Source organism: Phycisphaerae bacterium (genome assembly GCA_017999985.1).
Taxonomy (GTDB): domain Bacteria; phylum Planctomycetota; class Phycisphaerae; order UBA1845; family Fen-1342; genus JAGNKU01.
In genome coordinates, this window is record JAGNKU010000008.1 from 116,044 (window position 1) to 132,157 (window position 16,114).

The 16,114-nt window shown below is 68.4% G+C and carries 8 protein-coding genes; all 8 read left to right on the forward strand.

Going from position 1 to position 16,114, the window contains the following annotated elements; genetic code table 11:
- The first annotated feature begins 174 nt into the window (after nucleotides 1-174).
- On the forward strand, nucleotides 175-1,377 hold the full coding sequence (locus KA383_12180) for a cofactor-independent phosphoglycerate mutase (GenBank protein ID MBP7746879.1): 1,203 nt from the start codon (nucleotides 175-177) through the stop codon (nucleotides 1,375-1,377).
- Between the two features lie 382 nt (nucleotides 1,378-1,759).
- Nucleotides 1,760-3,565: a hypothetical protein gene (locus KA383_12185; GenBank protein ID MBP7746880.1), complete on the forward strand. Its 1,806-nt coding sequence runs from the start codon at nucleotides 1,760-1,762 to the stop codon at nucleotides 3,563-3,565.
- Between the two features lie 192 nt (nucleotides 3,566-3,757).
- On the forward strand, nucleotides 3,758-4,147 hold the full coding sequence (locus KA383_12190) for a BlaI/MecI/CopY family transcriptional regulator (GenBank protein MBP7746881.1): 390 nt from the start codon (nucleotides 3,758-3,760) through the stop codon (nucleotides 4,145-4,147).
- A gap of 52 nt (nucleotides 4,148-4,199) precedes the next feature.
- Nucleotides 4,200-7,499, forward strand: coding sequence for a hypothetical protein (locus KA383_12195; protein MBP7746882.1), 3,300 nt, complete (start codon nucleotides 4,200-4,202; stop codon nucleotides 7,497-7,499).
- Nucleotides 7,500-7,608: 109 nt separating this feature from the next.
- Nucleotides 7,609-10,770 (forward strand): tetratricopeptide repeat protein, encoded by a 3,162-nt coding sequence (locus KA383_12200; protein ID MBP7746883.1) that lies wholly within the window; start codon nucleotides 7,609-7,611, stop codon nucleotides 10,768-10,770.
- Between the two features lie 33 nt (nucleotides 10,771-10,803).
- Nucleotides 10,804-11,580 carry a MotA/TolQ/ExbB proton channel family protein gene (locus tag KA383_12205; GenBank protein ID MBP7746884.1) on the forward strand — a complete coding sequence of 259 codons (777 nt, stop codon included), beginning with the start codon at nucleotides 10,804-10,806 and terminating at the stop codon, nucleotides 11,578-11,580.
- 7 nt (nucleotides 11,581-11,587) lie between these two features.
- On the forward strand, nucleotides 11,588-11,998 hold the full coding sequence (locus tag KA383_12210; GenBank protein ID MBP7746885.1) for a biopolymer transporter ExbD: 411 nt from the start codon (nucleotides 11,588-11,590) through the stop codon (nucleotides 11,996-11,998).
- Between the two features lie 13 nt (nucleotides 11,999-12,011).
- Nucleotides 12,012-15,899, forward strand: coding sequence for a PD40 domain-containing protein (locus KA383_12215; GenBank protein ID MBP7746886.1), 3,888 nt, complete (start codon nucleotides 12,012-12,014; stop codon nucleotides 15,897-15,899).
- Nucleotides 15,900-16,114: the final 215 nt, after the last annotated feature.

Sequence of the window (16,114 nt, forward strand, 5' to 3'; positions counted from 1 at the left end):
GTGACGCTTCCATCTTGGCTCCCGGGACACCAAAGACCGGCAACGCTCGGTAAGCGCCGGCATTGTACGGGTGATGCCGCGGTGCGCAAAGTAGGCGGTGCGGCGGGGCCGACGAGCTTTGCGTCTTCGCGGCCAGGCGCTAAGATGCGGGTGATGATCCCGAGGCCATGAACTATGAAGTACGCGATTGTGTTGCCGGACGGGGCGGCGGATGAACCGCTCCCGGAACTTGGCGGACGTACGCCGTTGCAGGTTGCCCGCACTCCGCACATGGATTGGGTGGCGCAGCACGGCCGGCTGGGGCGCTCCGTGACGATACCTAATGGGTTCACCCCTGGGACGGATGTGGCGACGCTCAGCGTCTTTGGATATGACCCGCACGTGTGCTACAGCGGGCGGGCGCCGATCGAAGCTGCGGCTCGGGGGCTCGCAGTCCAGCCCGACGAGATCATTTTCCGGTGCAACTTCGTCAGCGTGCTGGACGGTCGCATGCGGGACTTCACGGCGGGTCACATCGCGCAGGCCGAGGCGGACGCGCTGATCGCCGCGCTGAATGCGGCGGGGGAGCGTGGCGATGCGGCGCTGCATGGATGCGTGTTTCACAGTGGTGTGAGTTACCGAAATCTGATGATCGCCGCGGGGGCGGATGAGCTGCAGGTGCGCTGCACACCGCCACACGACATTCCGAATCAGCCGGCGGCGGATCATTGGCCAACGGGACCCGGGCAAGCCCGGGTGCGTGGGATCATGGCGCGGGCCGGGGAGTTGATTCAAGAGCATGAAGTGAATCGCCGCCGGCGGGCGGCTGGTCGGGACCCGGTGACCGGCATTTGGCTGTGGGGGCAGGGGCGTCCGACGGCGCTGGAGCCATTCGCTAAGCGCTTCGGCGTGCGAGGTGCGGTGATTACCGGGGTGGACATCATCCGCGGCCTAGCCGTGCAGATGGGGATGAAGCTGATTCACGTGCCGGGTGCCACGGGGTACATCGACACGGACTACGCCGGCAAGGGCCGGGCAGCGGTCGTGGCGCTCGACGATTTCGATCTCGTGGTGGTGCACGTCGAAGCGCCGGACGAGGCCGCGCATCAAGGCAGCGCCCAGATGAAGATTGAGGCGCTCGAACGCGTGGACGAGCACGTCGTGGGGCCGCTGCTGGACAAGCTGCGCCGACGGGGCGAATGGCGGATGCTGATTGCCCCGGATCACGTGACGGCTGTGTCGAGCACGGCGCATGGCGCGGCGCCACCGCCGTTCTGCTATGCGGGGCAGGGCGTGGCGCCGGTCGAGGGGCGGCCTTTCTCCGAGGCGGATGCGGCGGCGGGCGGGCTGTTGCTCGATCCCGGTACGCGGCTGATGGACTTGTTCTTCGGGCGTTAGAAAGGCGTATGTGTCTGGCATGCACACGTCGCGGGCCGCGCGGCGCTGCATCAAATGGGCGCAGCGAATTTCTCCCGCGCTTACCGCGGCAAGTTCGTGTGGGCCGATAAGATCGCCTCTTTCAGCGGCAATTCTGCGATGATCTCCCTCCAGCGCCGGTAGCGCTGAAGCGTGCGGCCACTTGGCCGGCGCGGCGGGTCAATGCGCCACGCGGCGCCTTGAACGCAAGGGCGCCGACGACTAGGCTGAGAGATGTTCGGCGGGGTGTGATAACCTCCGCGCGGCCGCGTCGCTGAACACAGGGGCGTCGTTCCGGTCAGGACGAGGGCCCTGTTGCGTCGGCGGCGTCAGGGCCGCCACATCTTTGGGAAAGGAGCGAAACGTGCAACAAAGCGCTGGAAGTGGGCAGCTCATGGAGTGTGCATTGATCCTGGTGGTCGCCGGGCTGGCGGTTCCGGCCGGCGCATTCGTGGGCGATGAAACGGTGGCGGGCGGTTTGCCGGCGTCTTGCGCGTCGCGCCCCGCGGTGGCCGCTGCGCCCCTGGGGCTGGATGACATGCTGATGCCCAGCGCGGAGCCGGCGTTCGCGGCGCAACGCAGCGCGCGAGTCGCGCAGGATTCCGGTGCTGAGTCAATGCCCCCGGCGCCGGCGCTGGCAGAGCGGCTGGCAAGCTGGGACGCGCGCACGCGTGGCAACGCGCTCGTGGAAGTGGAATTGCCGACGGACGCCCCGGTGACGCTGCTGGCGACGGCGCGGACCGCCGAAGCGCTGTGGAATGCCGGTGACTATGACGAAGCCATCGCACTGGTGGCGCAGCTCGAAGCGGCGGGCGTCGGCGTGGCACTGGGGGTGGGATGGAAAGAGCCGCTGGACGTCGGTGGCGGGCGCGACTGGGCGGACGTGCGGATCGGGACGCGCACGGGTGGCAGTTTGACTGAGCTCGACTACGACGTCGACAGTGGCGCGCTGTTTGCCGTTGTGCGCTGGACGACCGATCGCGGCTGGGCGTTGTACCGGTCCACGACCGACGGCGCGAGCTGGGCGGAAACGTATTGGTGGTACGCGGGTCCGAGTGCGCAGGCCGTGGATGTCAGCATGGCCGTGGTCGCCGGATACGTCTATGTCGGTTACGTCGCCTCGGACTTCGCGGACGAACTGCGGCTGCGCCGCTGCTTCGCCGCGACGGGGCTCCCCGACACCGTGTACAGCTTCCAGGTTCCGTTGGACGCCAGCCCGTCCACGTTCACCGAAGTCGCGGTTGAGTCCAACGTGGACTCGTTCGACAACCGCATCTATTGCGCCGGTCGCCAAGCCACCGGCGCGCTCCGTTGGGCGTGGGCCGAGGGGGCCGACGGACTGCCGCCGTTTGACGAGCAGTCTCCCTCCGGCGTAAACGCTGCCGGCGGACTCGACATGCACTGGAATTTCAGCTACACGACCTGGTTCCTCATGCTCTCGTACGTTGGGGACGACGGTCGCGTCCATGTGTTGCGCAGAGCGCAGTCCGCGACCTCATGGGAGGACCTCGTGGTGGACAATACGTTCACCGGGTCGCACATGCGCACGTCCATCTCCGCCTGGGATGATGTCGTGATCTGCGCGTATGAGGAAGTGTACGCTAACGGGCAGGGCATCATTTACCGCATCAGCTACAACGCCGGTAATACATGGAACTTTGGCGACCTCGCGGTGCCCGGTGTGGGTGAGGCCGCGTATCAGATGGTGGATGTCACGGCCCGCGGCGGGCGCGGTACGGCCGTCGTGTATACGCATGAGACTGGTGAACCGGACGACGTGCTGGTGCGATACCGGCGCGGCTTCGCGCCGGGTCTGTGGATCCCCGCGCAACGGATCAACGACAACGACGTTGCGACCGGCAGTTGGACGGCGTTGAACTGGACGCCGCCCGAGTCCGCTATCGCGAGCGAGTTGAGCTACGGCTTGGTGTACTTCTTCGGGAGCACGCCGTACTTCCATCGGTTCCAGCGGCTGCCGGGCGACATGAATTGTGACGGCGTGCTGAACTTCGGCGACATCAACCCGTTCGTGCTGGCGCTGAGCAACCCGGCCGCCTACGAAGCCGCGTTCCCCGACTGCGATCTGGACAACGCCGATTGCAATGGTGACGGCGCCGTGAACTTCGGCGACATCAACCCGTTTGTGACGCTGATGACGACCGGCGGCTAGTGCCGGGGAGCATTGGTAAAGCCGGTCAGGGTCGAGTCCGTGGACTTGGCGCTGGCCGGCGTTTTTTTGCGCCCGGTCCGCCGGCCGACAAAATCCGACAAGGGGCGGGCCAGTTTTTTTTTGACAGCCTCCGACATGTGTAGTAGACTTATCCTACGACAGGTGTAGGAGGCTTGGTGCGGCGAATCTGCGATGACGGCACGCGAATACGAGTTGGGAACGGCTGAACTCGAGGTCCTCAAGGTCCTGTGGGACGAGGGCCCGGGCAGCGTGCGCGATGTGCTGGAGACGCTGCACGCCCGCTCGCGGATGGTGGCCTATACGACCGTGCAGACCATGTTGACGCGTCTGGCACAAAAAGGCTTCGTGCGGGCCGACAAGTCCGGGGCGGCGTTCGTGTATCGCGCCACGATCACGCGGGCTGAGATCAGCCAATCGCGCCTGCGCCAACTCCTGGACCAGTTGTATGACGGGGCGGCGGGCCAACTGGTGCTGCAACTGCTCAAGACCGAGCGGCTGAAGCCCGGTGAGATCGAGGAATTGCAGAAGCTGATCGAGCGCCTCGACGCCAAGCGGAAGTAGACGCGCTCCCGGAGCGGAGCGCGGACGGCGGTTCCCTCCGTGGAGGTCCACCATGGCGTGGATCGATTTCCTGGCAGCGCAGCTCTGGCAGCACGTCTGGGCCGTGATTCCCCTGGCCCTGATTGCCGCCGCCGCGTGTCGCCTGTCACGGTGCGGGCCGGTGACTCGGCACGGCCTGTGGGTGGTTGTGCTGCTGTGGTTCATCCTGCCGCCGCTGCTGCCCAAGGCGCCGTCCGCGGGCTGGCTGCGGGGGATCGAAGCGGATCTCGCGGCGGAAGCGCGACCAGAACCGTCCGCGTCGAAGGAAGGGGCTGCGCAAGCGAATGACATATCGGTGACGGCGCCAAAAGCGCCGGCCTCATACATCCTTCTTCGCCGGCCCGCGCGCACGATCCCGCCGCAGGCCAGTAATGGCGCGCAGTGCGCGCGGGCGGCCGTTCCGCACCAAGAGCACCCGGCGGATCGGGCGCTGGTGAACGCCAGCGAGCGTCTGCGCCCTCTGTCCGTTGAGCCGGATGCGACCCTGGAGATCGGTCGCGACGGCGTTGCCATAGACCCCTTCGAGTTGGCTGCTGACGCTGCCGCGCCGCCACGCGCATTGAACACGGACGGCGCGGCCTCCGTGACCGGCACCACGCCACCGACCGACCGACACAGCGCGATCGCGACGCGCTCTGTCCGCCCGCGGACTGGTGGCTGGTCCCAGCCGGCGACCGCACCGCCCGTGCGATCGCCCGTCGGGCGCCCCGCCGAAACGCAGGGCGTCACAGCCGCCGAGCCGCAGTCGCTGCGCGATAGCACGGTCGCCGTGCCGGCGCTGCAGCCGTGGCAAGTGTGGTGGCGCTCGTGGGTGGCGGCGGCGCTGGTCGTGCGGGCGACGCTGGCCCGGTTGCCGGCGATTCCCGCCGGCGTGTGGCTGGCGGGCGCGGCGCTGGTGCTGTGCTGGAACATGCTCGGAGTCGCGGTGTTCTGGCGGCGGATGCGTCGCAGTGTGCGGCCGCCGGCCTGGGTGGTGTCCGAGGTCCGCTGGGTTGCACGGCGTCTGAAGCTGCGCCAAGTCCCGACGATCCGCATGGTCCACGCGCGCATCCCGCCGCTGGTGTGGTGCGGCTGGCAGCCCGTGCTGGTTCTGCCCGTCGAACTGTGGCGCACGCTCGATTCGATCGGACGCTGTGCGATTCTGTGTCACGAGTTGGCGCATCTGCGTCGTCGGGATCACTGGGTCCGGCGGCTGGACATGCTCGTGGCGCTGTTGTTCTGGTGGCATCCGGTAGCGTGGTGGACGCGCCGGCGTGTCGAGGACGAGGCGGACACCTGCTGTGATGCGTGGGTCACCTGGTTGATGCCGCGTGAGCGGCGCGCCTACGCGGAGGCGCTGCTCAAAACGCGGGTGTTCATTGAGAAGACCAAACGGGCGACGCCCGTCCTGGGTGCCGCCGTGACGACGTCGGGCGCCAAGCGCCTGGCGAGGAGAGTTACCATGGTCATGACACAGAGTGTGCGGCCACGTCATTCCGTTTCGGGGTTCATGCTGGCAGTGGTGGTGGTAGGGCTGGGCTGGATGCTGACGCCGGCCGTATCGGTTGCACAACAGGCGACCGCGGTGGCTCCGGCCGCCGCGGCCGATGCGCCGGACGTGGCGGTCCTCGTGGCAAGCCCGCCGCCACCGGATAGGGCCGCGCCGGCCGCGCCGGCCGCGCCGGCCGTGCCGCTTTTCACGCCACCGGCGCGCGAGGCGCCCGCGGCGCCGTGGGTGGCGGTTGGCGGAACGTCGAGTAGCGAAGGAGCCGCGGACCCCGTCACGCGAGCGTACAAGCTGGCGCCGGGCAAGCTCGAAGCGCTGGCCGACCTGCTGGCGCGCGAGGACGTGCCGCTGAAGATCCGGCGACAGGCGGATGCGATCGAGGTGATCGCGCCAGCACGCGACCAGGAAGCATTCGCGGCGTTCGTCCGCGCGATTGACGCGCAGGAGGAAACGAAGGAATGGCGCGCGTATCCGCTGCCGGCGGGCAAGCGCGCGGCGCTGTACGCGCTGATGGCGCGACAAGATGTGCCCATCATGGTGAGCGAGGACGACGATGTGCTGCGGGCCGAGGTGACGCCGACGCAGGACGCGATTCTGCGGGATTTCTTGGCACTGATCAACCCGGAAGGCGCGACGCCACTTCCGCCGCGCGCGACATCCCGCGGTGGTCGGCAGCGCCGCACTGGTCTGGCGATTCCGGCGCCGGCGCCAACTCCGACACCGATGCGGTTCGGTGTGCCAGTGCCGACTCCGCCTGTGCCGCCGGTGGCTCCGACGCCCCCTGTTCCGTTGGTGGCTCCGACGCCCCCGCCGACACCGCCGCCGGCTCGGCCGAGTCGTCCGGAGGGGTTCGCGCGGGCGCGCGCCGAAGCGCGGCAGGCGTACGCCGAGCAGCTCCGTGCGCGTCAGGAACAGAAGCGCGAGCAGGCGGAGGCGAAGGCAGGGCGGCTGCGCCAGAAAGCGGCCGAAGTGCTGGAACAGGCGGCGCAGCTCGAAGCGCAGATTGAGAAGCTTCAGGCGGAGATCGAGCGTTTGTCCGACAGCGCCGGTGAGGGCCCCGACAATGCGGCGCGGGAGCGACAGCTCAGGGCGCAGGCCCGCGAGCTGGAGCGCAACGCGCGGCAGCTCGAACGGCAAATGGAGCGGCTGAATACGCTCTCCGAAGACCTGGAAGAACAGGCGGACGAGGAGGACGCGCGCGTCGATGAACTCAACGCCCGGATCGAGGAGTTCGAGGCACAGCTCGAGGAGATGGAAGACGAGCTCGACGAGGGCGCCGACGAGGAAGCGGACGACACCAGCGTGAGTGTGTGGGGCGCCGCTGACGCGGTCGTGCTGTCCGACCTGGCGCCCGCGTTTGCCGACCTGGCCGCCACGTATGGCAGCGAGAAGTTCTGGCAGGACGCATATCCGTTCAATGCACTGAAGGAAACATACTCCATCGGCACGCCGGGACTGCCGCTGGTCGTGCAGCCGCAGGTGAACATCGCGCTGCAGAAGGCGCTGGCGGGCGTGCGTTCGGCGGCCGGTGGGATGCGCACCACGGTGCGGGACGAGGTACGGCAGAGCCTGCGGACAGCGTTTGAGAATGCGGGCCGCGTGGTCGATCTGGCCGACCGCGATCTCGAGCAACTGGCGGAGCAGATCAGCGCGCTGGTAGATGCGAAAATCAGCGCGGCGATCGAACGCGCGCTGGCGGGCGTGGAACTCCGCGTGAGCGTGAGTGGACTGCCGTGCCAGGTGACGGCTGAAGCGGTGACGAGCGGTTGCCGGGCGGCGGGGACACATGCGGCCAGCGAGGCCGAGGAGCGGGAACCGTTGCCCTGACCGCTGGGATGGCGCGCCAATCCGAACCTGAGTGAATTGGGCCGTGGACCGGACGGTTCTGCGTCCGCGCGAACACTGAGTGATAGGCAGAGCCTGGACGAGGATCACCATGTTCCCTGGGATGCTGCGCGCGTCGCTAGGGTTGCTGACGCTGTTGACGCTGGTGCCGGCGGTTGGACGCGCCGACGGGCCGGGCGCGGGCGATGCGAGCGAGTTACGCGACTACTACAGCGCGAATGGGTTGCTGAATCGTGGCCTGACTGAGCTTGCCGCCGTGGAGTATCGCAAGTTTTTGGACGAGCATGGCGACCATGCGAAGGCGCCGGTGGCGCGGTACGGGCTGGCGGTGTGCTTGTGCCGGATGGAGCAGCCGGTGGCGGCGGCGCGGGAGCTGGTGCCGCTGGTGGCGCTGCGTGATTTCGAATTCGCGGGCGAGGCGGCCGTGCTGCTCGGCCAGTGCCGGCTGGCCGGCGGCGAATTCGACGCGGCGGCGCGGGTACTCGATGAAATGCTGACGGCGCGGCCGAGTCATGCGCTGGCGGCCGACGCGCTGGCGCTGCTGGTGGAGGCGTTGTATCGCGCCGACAAGTTCCAGGCGGTGGAGCAGAAAGCGGCCGTGTTCATCGAGCGTTGGCCGACGCATGCGGCGCACGAGCGCGTCATGCTGTTTCGGGCGCTGGCGCTGATGGGGCGGAGCGAGTGGGCGTCGGCGGCTGAGCGGCTTACGGAATTGCTGCGCGCCGCGCCGGCGGGACCGCTGGCCGAGCAGGCGGAACTGCGGCTGGCACAATGCCATGAACGGCGTGGCGCAGACGACGAGGCGGGGCGGGCCTATCAAGTCGTGCTGCAGCGCGAGAAGGGGCAGTATGCGCCGGATGCGCACCTTGCGCTGGCCGGGATCGCGCTGCGCAAGAACAGCCCGCGGGACGCCGTGCCGCTGCTGGAGCGCCTGCTCAAGGACGTGCCGGAGAGTCCGCTGCGCTGTGCGGCCGTCATCCTGCGAGCGCGGGCCGCACTGGCGTTGGAGCAGCCACAAGACGCACTGGCGGTGCTGAAGGACGTTGGGGCGCGCTGCGCAGAGTCCGCTGACCAGGTGGCGTACTGGCTGGCCAAGGCGGAGCTGCGCTCGGGTGCGGCGGCTGCTGCGGCGCAGCGGTTGGCGGAGGCGCTGGAGAAGCATCCGCAGAGCCCACTCGTCGCGGAGATGCGGTACGACCGGGCCGCGGCACTGGCGCAGCTGGGCGACGATGCGGCGGCCGCCCGCGCGATCGAGGAGTTCCTCGCACAACACGCGCAACATGGGTTGACGCCCGAAGCACTGTACTTGCTCGCGACGCTGGAGTGCCGGCAAGAGCGCTACGCGCCGAGTGCCGCGTTGGCGCGGTCGCTGCTGGAGCGTTTTCCGAAGCATCCGCGAACTGCCGCTGCGGAGTTTCTCGTAGCGGAAAGCCTGCTGCTTGGCAAACACGATGCGGAGGCCGCGACGGCGTACCAGCGATTTCTGGAAGGGCATCCAGATGATCCGCAGGCGCCAGCGGCGACGTTCCGGCTGGGCACCGTGCTGTATCGGCTGGGGCGCTTCGAGGACGCCGTGGCACCGCTGACGCGCGCGGCAGAGCAAATCGGACAGCATCCGGAGTTTCGCGACAGCCTGCTGCTGCTCGGCGACGGTTGTCTGCAACGCGGCGAGTGGAAGACCGCGGAGACGTGGCTCGCGAAATACCTGGCGACGCCGGACGCACCGGCGGCAGATGAGGCGCTGCTCAAGCTGGGCCTGGCGCGTGCGCGGCAGGGGTCGTCGGAGGCGGCGCTGGGGACGTTCGACGAACTGCTGGCGAAGCACACGGAGAGCGGGTACCGGGTGCAGGCCCTGTTCGAGCGCGGGCAGGCGTTGCTGGCGCTGGGACGCGCGGACGAGGCAGCGACGGCATTCGAGCGCGTGCTGGCCGACGACGCGGCCGGCGATTTCAAGCCCTATGCGCTGTCGCACTTGGGCGCGATCGCGTTGCAGCGGAAGGACTTCACGGCGGCGGCGGAACGTTTCGCGGGTGCGGCTGGCAGAGCACCGAACGATGACGCCGCCGCCGCCGCACTGCTGCAGCAGGGGCAGGCGCTGTTGGCGGCCGAGCAGTACGCGGACGCGGAGGCGGCGCTGGCGGCGGTTGTACAGCGCTTCCCCGCGAACGACCGGGTGGGCGTGGCCCGCGCGCAGCTCGCCCTGGCGCTGGCGCGCCAGGACAAGCCGGCCGCGGCGTTGAGGCTGATCGAGCAGGTGGAGCAGAGCGGTGGGGCATCGGACGAGTCATTAAAAAGTGGTCTGCAATATGAGAAAGCCTGGTGCCAGCGCAAGCTGGGGCAGACGGATGCGGCGGCGATGACGTACCGGGCGCTGCTGAAGGACGGTGGTGGGTCACAGCGGGTCTATGCGGCGTTGGAATTGGCCGAATTGCTCGCGGGGCAGGGGCAATGTGAGGAGGCGTTGAAGCTGCTGCAGCCGGTGCGGGCGACGGCGAGTGATTTCGGTGCGCTAAATGCGGATGCGCAGGCGCGGGCCCTGTACCGGATCGGCACGTGTGCGTTTGAAGCCGGCCGCAATGAGGAGGTGCTCGCGGCATTGGAGGAGATGCTGAAGGGCGCACCGCAGCATGCCTTGGCCGGCTCGGCGGAGTTCTTCTGCGGAGAGGTCTGCTTCAAGCTCAATCGGCTTCCAGCGGCAGTCGAGCACCTGACGCGCGTCGTAGAGGGGCACCAGAAGGACGACGTGTACGGGCCGAGCCTGCTGCGCCTGGGGGAATGCCTGGCAGGCCTGCAGCGTTGGCAGCGCAGCGAAGAAGTCTTCACTCAACACTTGCGCGAGTTCCCCGCGGATTCGCAGTGGTACCAGGCGCAGTTTGGCGTGGCATGGGCGCGGGAGAACCTCGGCCGGCATGACGAGGCGCTCGCGGCGTACCGCCCGATCGTCGAGCGGCACAAGGGGCCGACCGCGGCCCGTGCGCAATTTCAGATCGGCGAATGTCTGTACGCGCAGAAGAAGTTCCAGGAGGCCGTCACGGAATTCCTGAAGGTGGACATTCTCTATGGCTATGCCGAGTGGAGCGCGGCCGCGTTGTACGAGGCCGGGCGCTGCCTGGAGGAATTGGGGCAAGTCGCGACAGCCCGCCAGCAGTTCACGGCCGTCCGTGAGAAATACGGTGCGACGCGCTGGGCCGAACTGGCGGCGCAGCGCCTGGCCGCGAGTACGCCGACGGGTTTACCGGGCCGCGGCCGTTGATGCCTTGCGCGGCCGCAAGACAGTGGAGTCGTCATGTTGAGCCTGCTGAGTTTTGCATTGTTGGCCCAGGCGCCAGCCGCCGGCACGGGTGGGGCCACGATCGAGTCGATGTGGGACTTCGTCGTCAAGGGCGGCGTGCTGATGATCCCGATCGGCCTGTGCTCGCTGCTGGCGCTGGCGATCATCGTCGAGCGGGCCATGAGCCTGCGCCGCCGCAACATCATTCCGCCAGGCTTTCGGGCGGGGGTGGCGGCAGCATTCGGGCCGCATCGGAACGTGGCTGGTGCGCTGGAGTATTGCCGGTGTGCGAACGCGCCGGTGGGCGACATTGTCGCGGCGGCGCTCGCGCGCCTGCATGAGCCGATGGAGCTGCTCGAACGGCACATCGAGCAGGCGGGTGAGCGCGCGGTGGCGAAGCTGCGGAAGTACCTGCGGGCACTGACCGTGATTGCGTCGATCGCGCCGCTGCTGGGACTGCTCGGGACGATCTTCGGCATGATTACGGCGTTTCAGACGGTGGCGGCAGCGGCCGAGGCGCTGGGGCGCACCGAGCTGCTGGCGCAGGGGATTTACGAAGCGCTGATCACGACGGCGGCGGGGTTGATTGTCGCCATCCCGGTGATTGTTGCGTACCACGCGCTGGCGGCGAAGATCGATCGGCTGATCGGCGAGATCGATGCGCTGACCATCGAGTTCATCGAGGGCACAGTGCTGACTGGCGGCAGCGCGGTCGAGTCGCGGCCGAGTCTGCGGGTCGAGCCGGCGGCCGATGTGCAGGAGACTGAAGCGCTCCCGGCTGGCGCCTTGTGAGGTTGGCATGTTGATTCGATCCGCGGAAGCGAACGGGGGGCCGGCGCTCGACATGATGCCCATGATCGACATGGTCTTCAACCTGCTCATTTTCTTCCTTGTGGCGACGACGTTTCACCAGGTCGAGCGCGAGATGCAGATCGCGCTGCCGATCGCGCAAGCCGGCGGGCCGGTCAGTGCCGTGCTGCGCGAGCTGGTGATCAACGTGGACCAGGAGGGGACGATCTTCGTGGCGGGCCGGCGGACGAGCGCGGAGGACCTGCACACGGTTGTGAAGGACGCCGTCGCGGCGAATCGCGAGCAGAAGGTCACGGTGCGTGGAGATCGGCACGCGGCGTATGGGCGCGTGGTCGCGGTGCTGGACATCTGCAAGCAGGCGGGGATTCAAGAGCCATACCTTGATACGGTTCTGGAATAGGACGCGGAGGAGCGTGGGAGCGGGCGCGGACGGCCCGGCGCATGTCGGGCCGCGCGGCGGGTCGTCCGCGGGGGTGCTGATCGGCGGCGGAGTCGTGGTGCTGATCGCCATCGCAGCCGGGGCGTGGTGGCTGGCGCGGCCGACGACGCGGGCCTTCTATTCCGATGGCGTTACGATTCGTGAGACGGTACGGGGTGCGACAAAGCGCGACGTGCTCTGGCAACCGCCGATGAAGCTAGCGGCGGTGATCAACACGACCGCCGAAGACTATGAGCCGCGCCTGAGCTGGGACGAGAACACGCTGTATCTCGTGCGCGGCAAGCCGGGCGAGAACGCGGACATCTACATCGCGACGCGGACGCCCGGTGGTTTCGGCGAGCCGACACGGCTGGACGGCGTCTGCAGCGAGTACGACGATCTCGGGCCGGAGCCATCGCGAGATGGGCGGGCACTGTACTTCTACAGCAATCGACCGGGCGGGAGCGGTGGATACGACATCTGGGTGACGCGGTGTGTCGATGGAGCGTGGCAGTCGCCGACGAACCTGGGTCCGCGGGTCAACAGTGAATACAACGACTATGGGCCGGCCCTGACGCCCGACGGCGCGACGTTGTACTTCGCGTCGAACCGACCCGATCCGCGCGATACGCGCCAGCCGGATCCGGATGCCTGGCCGGCGACGGTGCGCGAGGACCTGTATCGCCGGACGTACGATCTCTATAGCTGCCCGATGACGGATGCCGGGCCGGGGCCGGCGATGGCGCTCAATAGGCTGAACACGCCGTTCAACGAAGGCGCGCCGTGCGTGGCGCCGGGCGGGGATTTCGTGTATTTCGCGTCGGATCGGCCGGGTGGGCGCGGGGGGTTTGACCTGTACCGCGCGCGGCTCGTGGGTGGGGTGTTAAGGGCGCCGGAGAATCTGGGTCCGGCGCTCAACACGGCGGCGAATGAGCTTGATCCCGGGCTGGCGGCGCTGGGTTTTGGCTTGTACTTCAGTTCGGACCGACCGCCGCAGCGCGTCGAACCCGCGCGCCCTAATGCGTACGACTTGTACTATTCCGCGTCGCGCGATGTATTTGTGGAGACGGAGACGACGCCGGCACGCGGGATCGACTGGGCGGCCCTCTGGAGTGCGATCGGACCGAACCTGCTGTGGGCGCTGCTCGCCCTGCTGCTCCTGCTGTTGCCATTGGCGCTCTGGCGCGATGCGCGGCGGCGCCGGGTGAGCCTGCTCACGCGTTGCCTGTTGGCGTCGCTGGCGGTGCACGCGGGTCTGCTGCTGGCGCTGAGTTTCTGGCAGGTGACCGCGGCCGTGGTGGACGTGGTTCGTGGGCGCGGCGCGATTCGGGTGGCGTTGTCGCCGGTAGGGGGTGATTCCCTGGCGGAGCAGATTCGCGGGGCGCTTACCGATCTGACGATGCCACAGTTCGCCGCTGCGGCGGAGCGACCGGCGGAGCCCGGGATTATTGTCACGCCGTCATATGACCCGGCGCAACTGGACACGGCGCGGAGCGCGGTCACATTCATGCCGCAGCCGAATGAGATCCGGGATGTGCGCATGGCGTCCACGGACACCGTACCGGTGTCCGTGCCACGCGCTGCGCCGCAGACGCCGGCGGCCAGATCTCTGGACGTGGCGTTGCCGGGCGACGTGTCGGTCGAGCATGCCGCCGAGCCGGCGATCGACGTTCGTGCGGCACCGGTGGACAACGACCAGCTCCAGGACGGGCCGCCGCTGGCAGTTTCGCCGGTCGATTCGGCGGTGCAGCTTGCCGTGCCGAGCGCCCACGTCTCGGAGCAGACCAGTCTCCCGATTACCCCGAGCAGTGTTCGGGATACCGGTGTTGAAGTTGCGATTCGGCCACTTGCCATGCCGCCGCCGCCACCTGCAATGACGGCGCTGGACGGGCTACGTGTTCCGGACATTGCTGACGCAGGCACCGGGGTGCGCATTGCGGACCGTGAACCGCAGCTCCGCACGCCGGCAGTCACTGCGGTACCCACGGCCTCGCGTGCGCCGCCGGTCGTGGACTTGTCGACGCTCGTGCCGCCGAGCGTGGCCGTTGCCACGACGCAGCCGCCGCGAAGCACGGCGCAGGACACGCGCCTGGCTGCTGATTTGTCGAGCTTGCCGGCCGTGTCCACAACAACACGGTTGATAACCCCGGCTGAATTGCCGCGCCTGCCCGCGGGTGTTGCCGCCGTGCCTGCCTTGCGGCTGCCGGACGAGGTTGCAGCGCCGGCCAGCGCGGGTGAGTCGGCGGCGTCGGCGATCGACGCAGCGCTAACCTGGCTTGCGGCGCACCAGAGTCCCGACGGACACTGGGATGGGGCCTCGTTCGACGCGGAGTGCGGCGGCTGCAGCGGTATGACCGCGCACCCGATGAACGTCACGCTCACGGGTTTGAGCACGCTGGCGTTTCTCGGCGCGGGGCACACGCACCTCAGCGACGGTCCGCACCGGGACACTGTGCAGCATGCCGTCGCGTGGCTGCGGGCGGGGCAGCGACCCGATGGCGACCTGCGCGGTTCGGAGACCATGTACAGTCACGCCATCGCGACGATGGCGCTGGCCGAAGCCCTGGCTGCTACGGGCGACGGGGAGCTGAAGGACGTAGTCGGCCGCGCGATGCAAGTCATCATCCACACGCCCGCGCTGCGCACCGCTCCTGCCGCGTCCGACCAGGCCGCAGGTGATACCGCCATCATCGGCTGGCAGGTTATGGCCTTGCACAGCGCGCAACTCGCGGGGCTAGACGTGCCGCCGGAGCCGTTGGCGCTCGCCCGGCGTTGGCTGGCGCGCGTCGAGGATGCGACGACACCGGGCGTATATGCGTTTCAACCTGGCTATCCGCCGTCGCCGGAGATGACAGCCGAGGGGCTTTTCATTCAGCTTGCGCTGGGCACGCCGCGGGATGATCCGCGGACGCGCGGCGCGCTGGCGTTTCTGCGGGACTATCCGCCGACGTGGGAGCCGGAGCCGAACGCTTACTACTGGCATTTCGCGACGCTGGCTCTGTTTCACGTGCAGGGCGAGCCGTGGGTGCGCTGGCACGAGGCGCTGACGGCGGAGCTGCTGCGTCACCAGGAGCGCCGCGGCAAGCCGGCGGGGAGCTGGCCGCCGGACGGGAAACAGGCGGCGGTGGGAGGGCGGGTGTACCAGACGGCGTTATGCACGCTGCTGCTGGAAGCGAGCGGAACGCTCTTGCCGATGCTAGCGGCGGGGCGCGCGGACGACTCGAGCGGTGGTTTGCGCGGGCGCGTGACCAGCGCGGCGACGGGCGCGCCGCTGGCCGGGGCACTGGTGCGGGCGGACCTGGCGGACGGCATTCCGGTGGCGGCGTACACGGGCCCGGACGGCCGGTACGAGCTGTTTTTCCCGGAGATGCCGGCGCACTTCGCGCTGACGGCGTCGCATCCCGAGGCGCTGCCGAAGACGGAGAATGTGGCGTCGGCGGCGCTGCGGGCCGGCGACATGGTGCTCGATTTCGCGCTGGAGCCGCGGGCCCGCGACCGGATCGTGCTTGAGCCGGTGCCGGACGTGCATCACCTGGGAAATGACCTGTTCGAGGGGCGCATCAACAGCCAGTTCCAGAAGCCGAGCGAAGGGCGGCGCTTTGAAGTGACCTTCGAGATTCCCGGCGACGCGGCACTGCGCCGCGCCCGGCTGACGATGATGACGCGCGGCGTGCAGTGTGCGCATCCGATCCGGATCAACGGCACCGAGGTGGCGCGGCTTGGCAACTCACCGGCGAATGGCAGCTTCGGACGGTTTGCCGCGGTTTTCGACGCGGCCGTGCTCCATGTCGGCGTGAATACGTTGGAGCTGCGCAGCACAACTTGTGCCGGCGATCTCGACGACTTTGAGTTCGTGAACGTGCAGATCCAGCTTGAACCGTAGGTGCGGCATCGGCGTGTAGGGGGGCGCCTCCGGCGCGCCACGCTGCGTACCGCTTCGGTTCCTGGAGCGCGGACCGCCGTGCGTGGCGGAAACGCGCAGTTCTTGCGCGTTTTCTCCAGGGGCCCCGCCATTTATACTTATAGGATCACTGGGTGGCGCGCGGCAACGGAGGCTGCGCGGCGCCAAGGCATGTCGTGCGCGTGCCACGCGTCGTC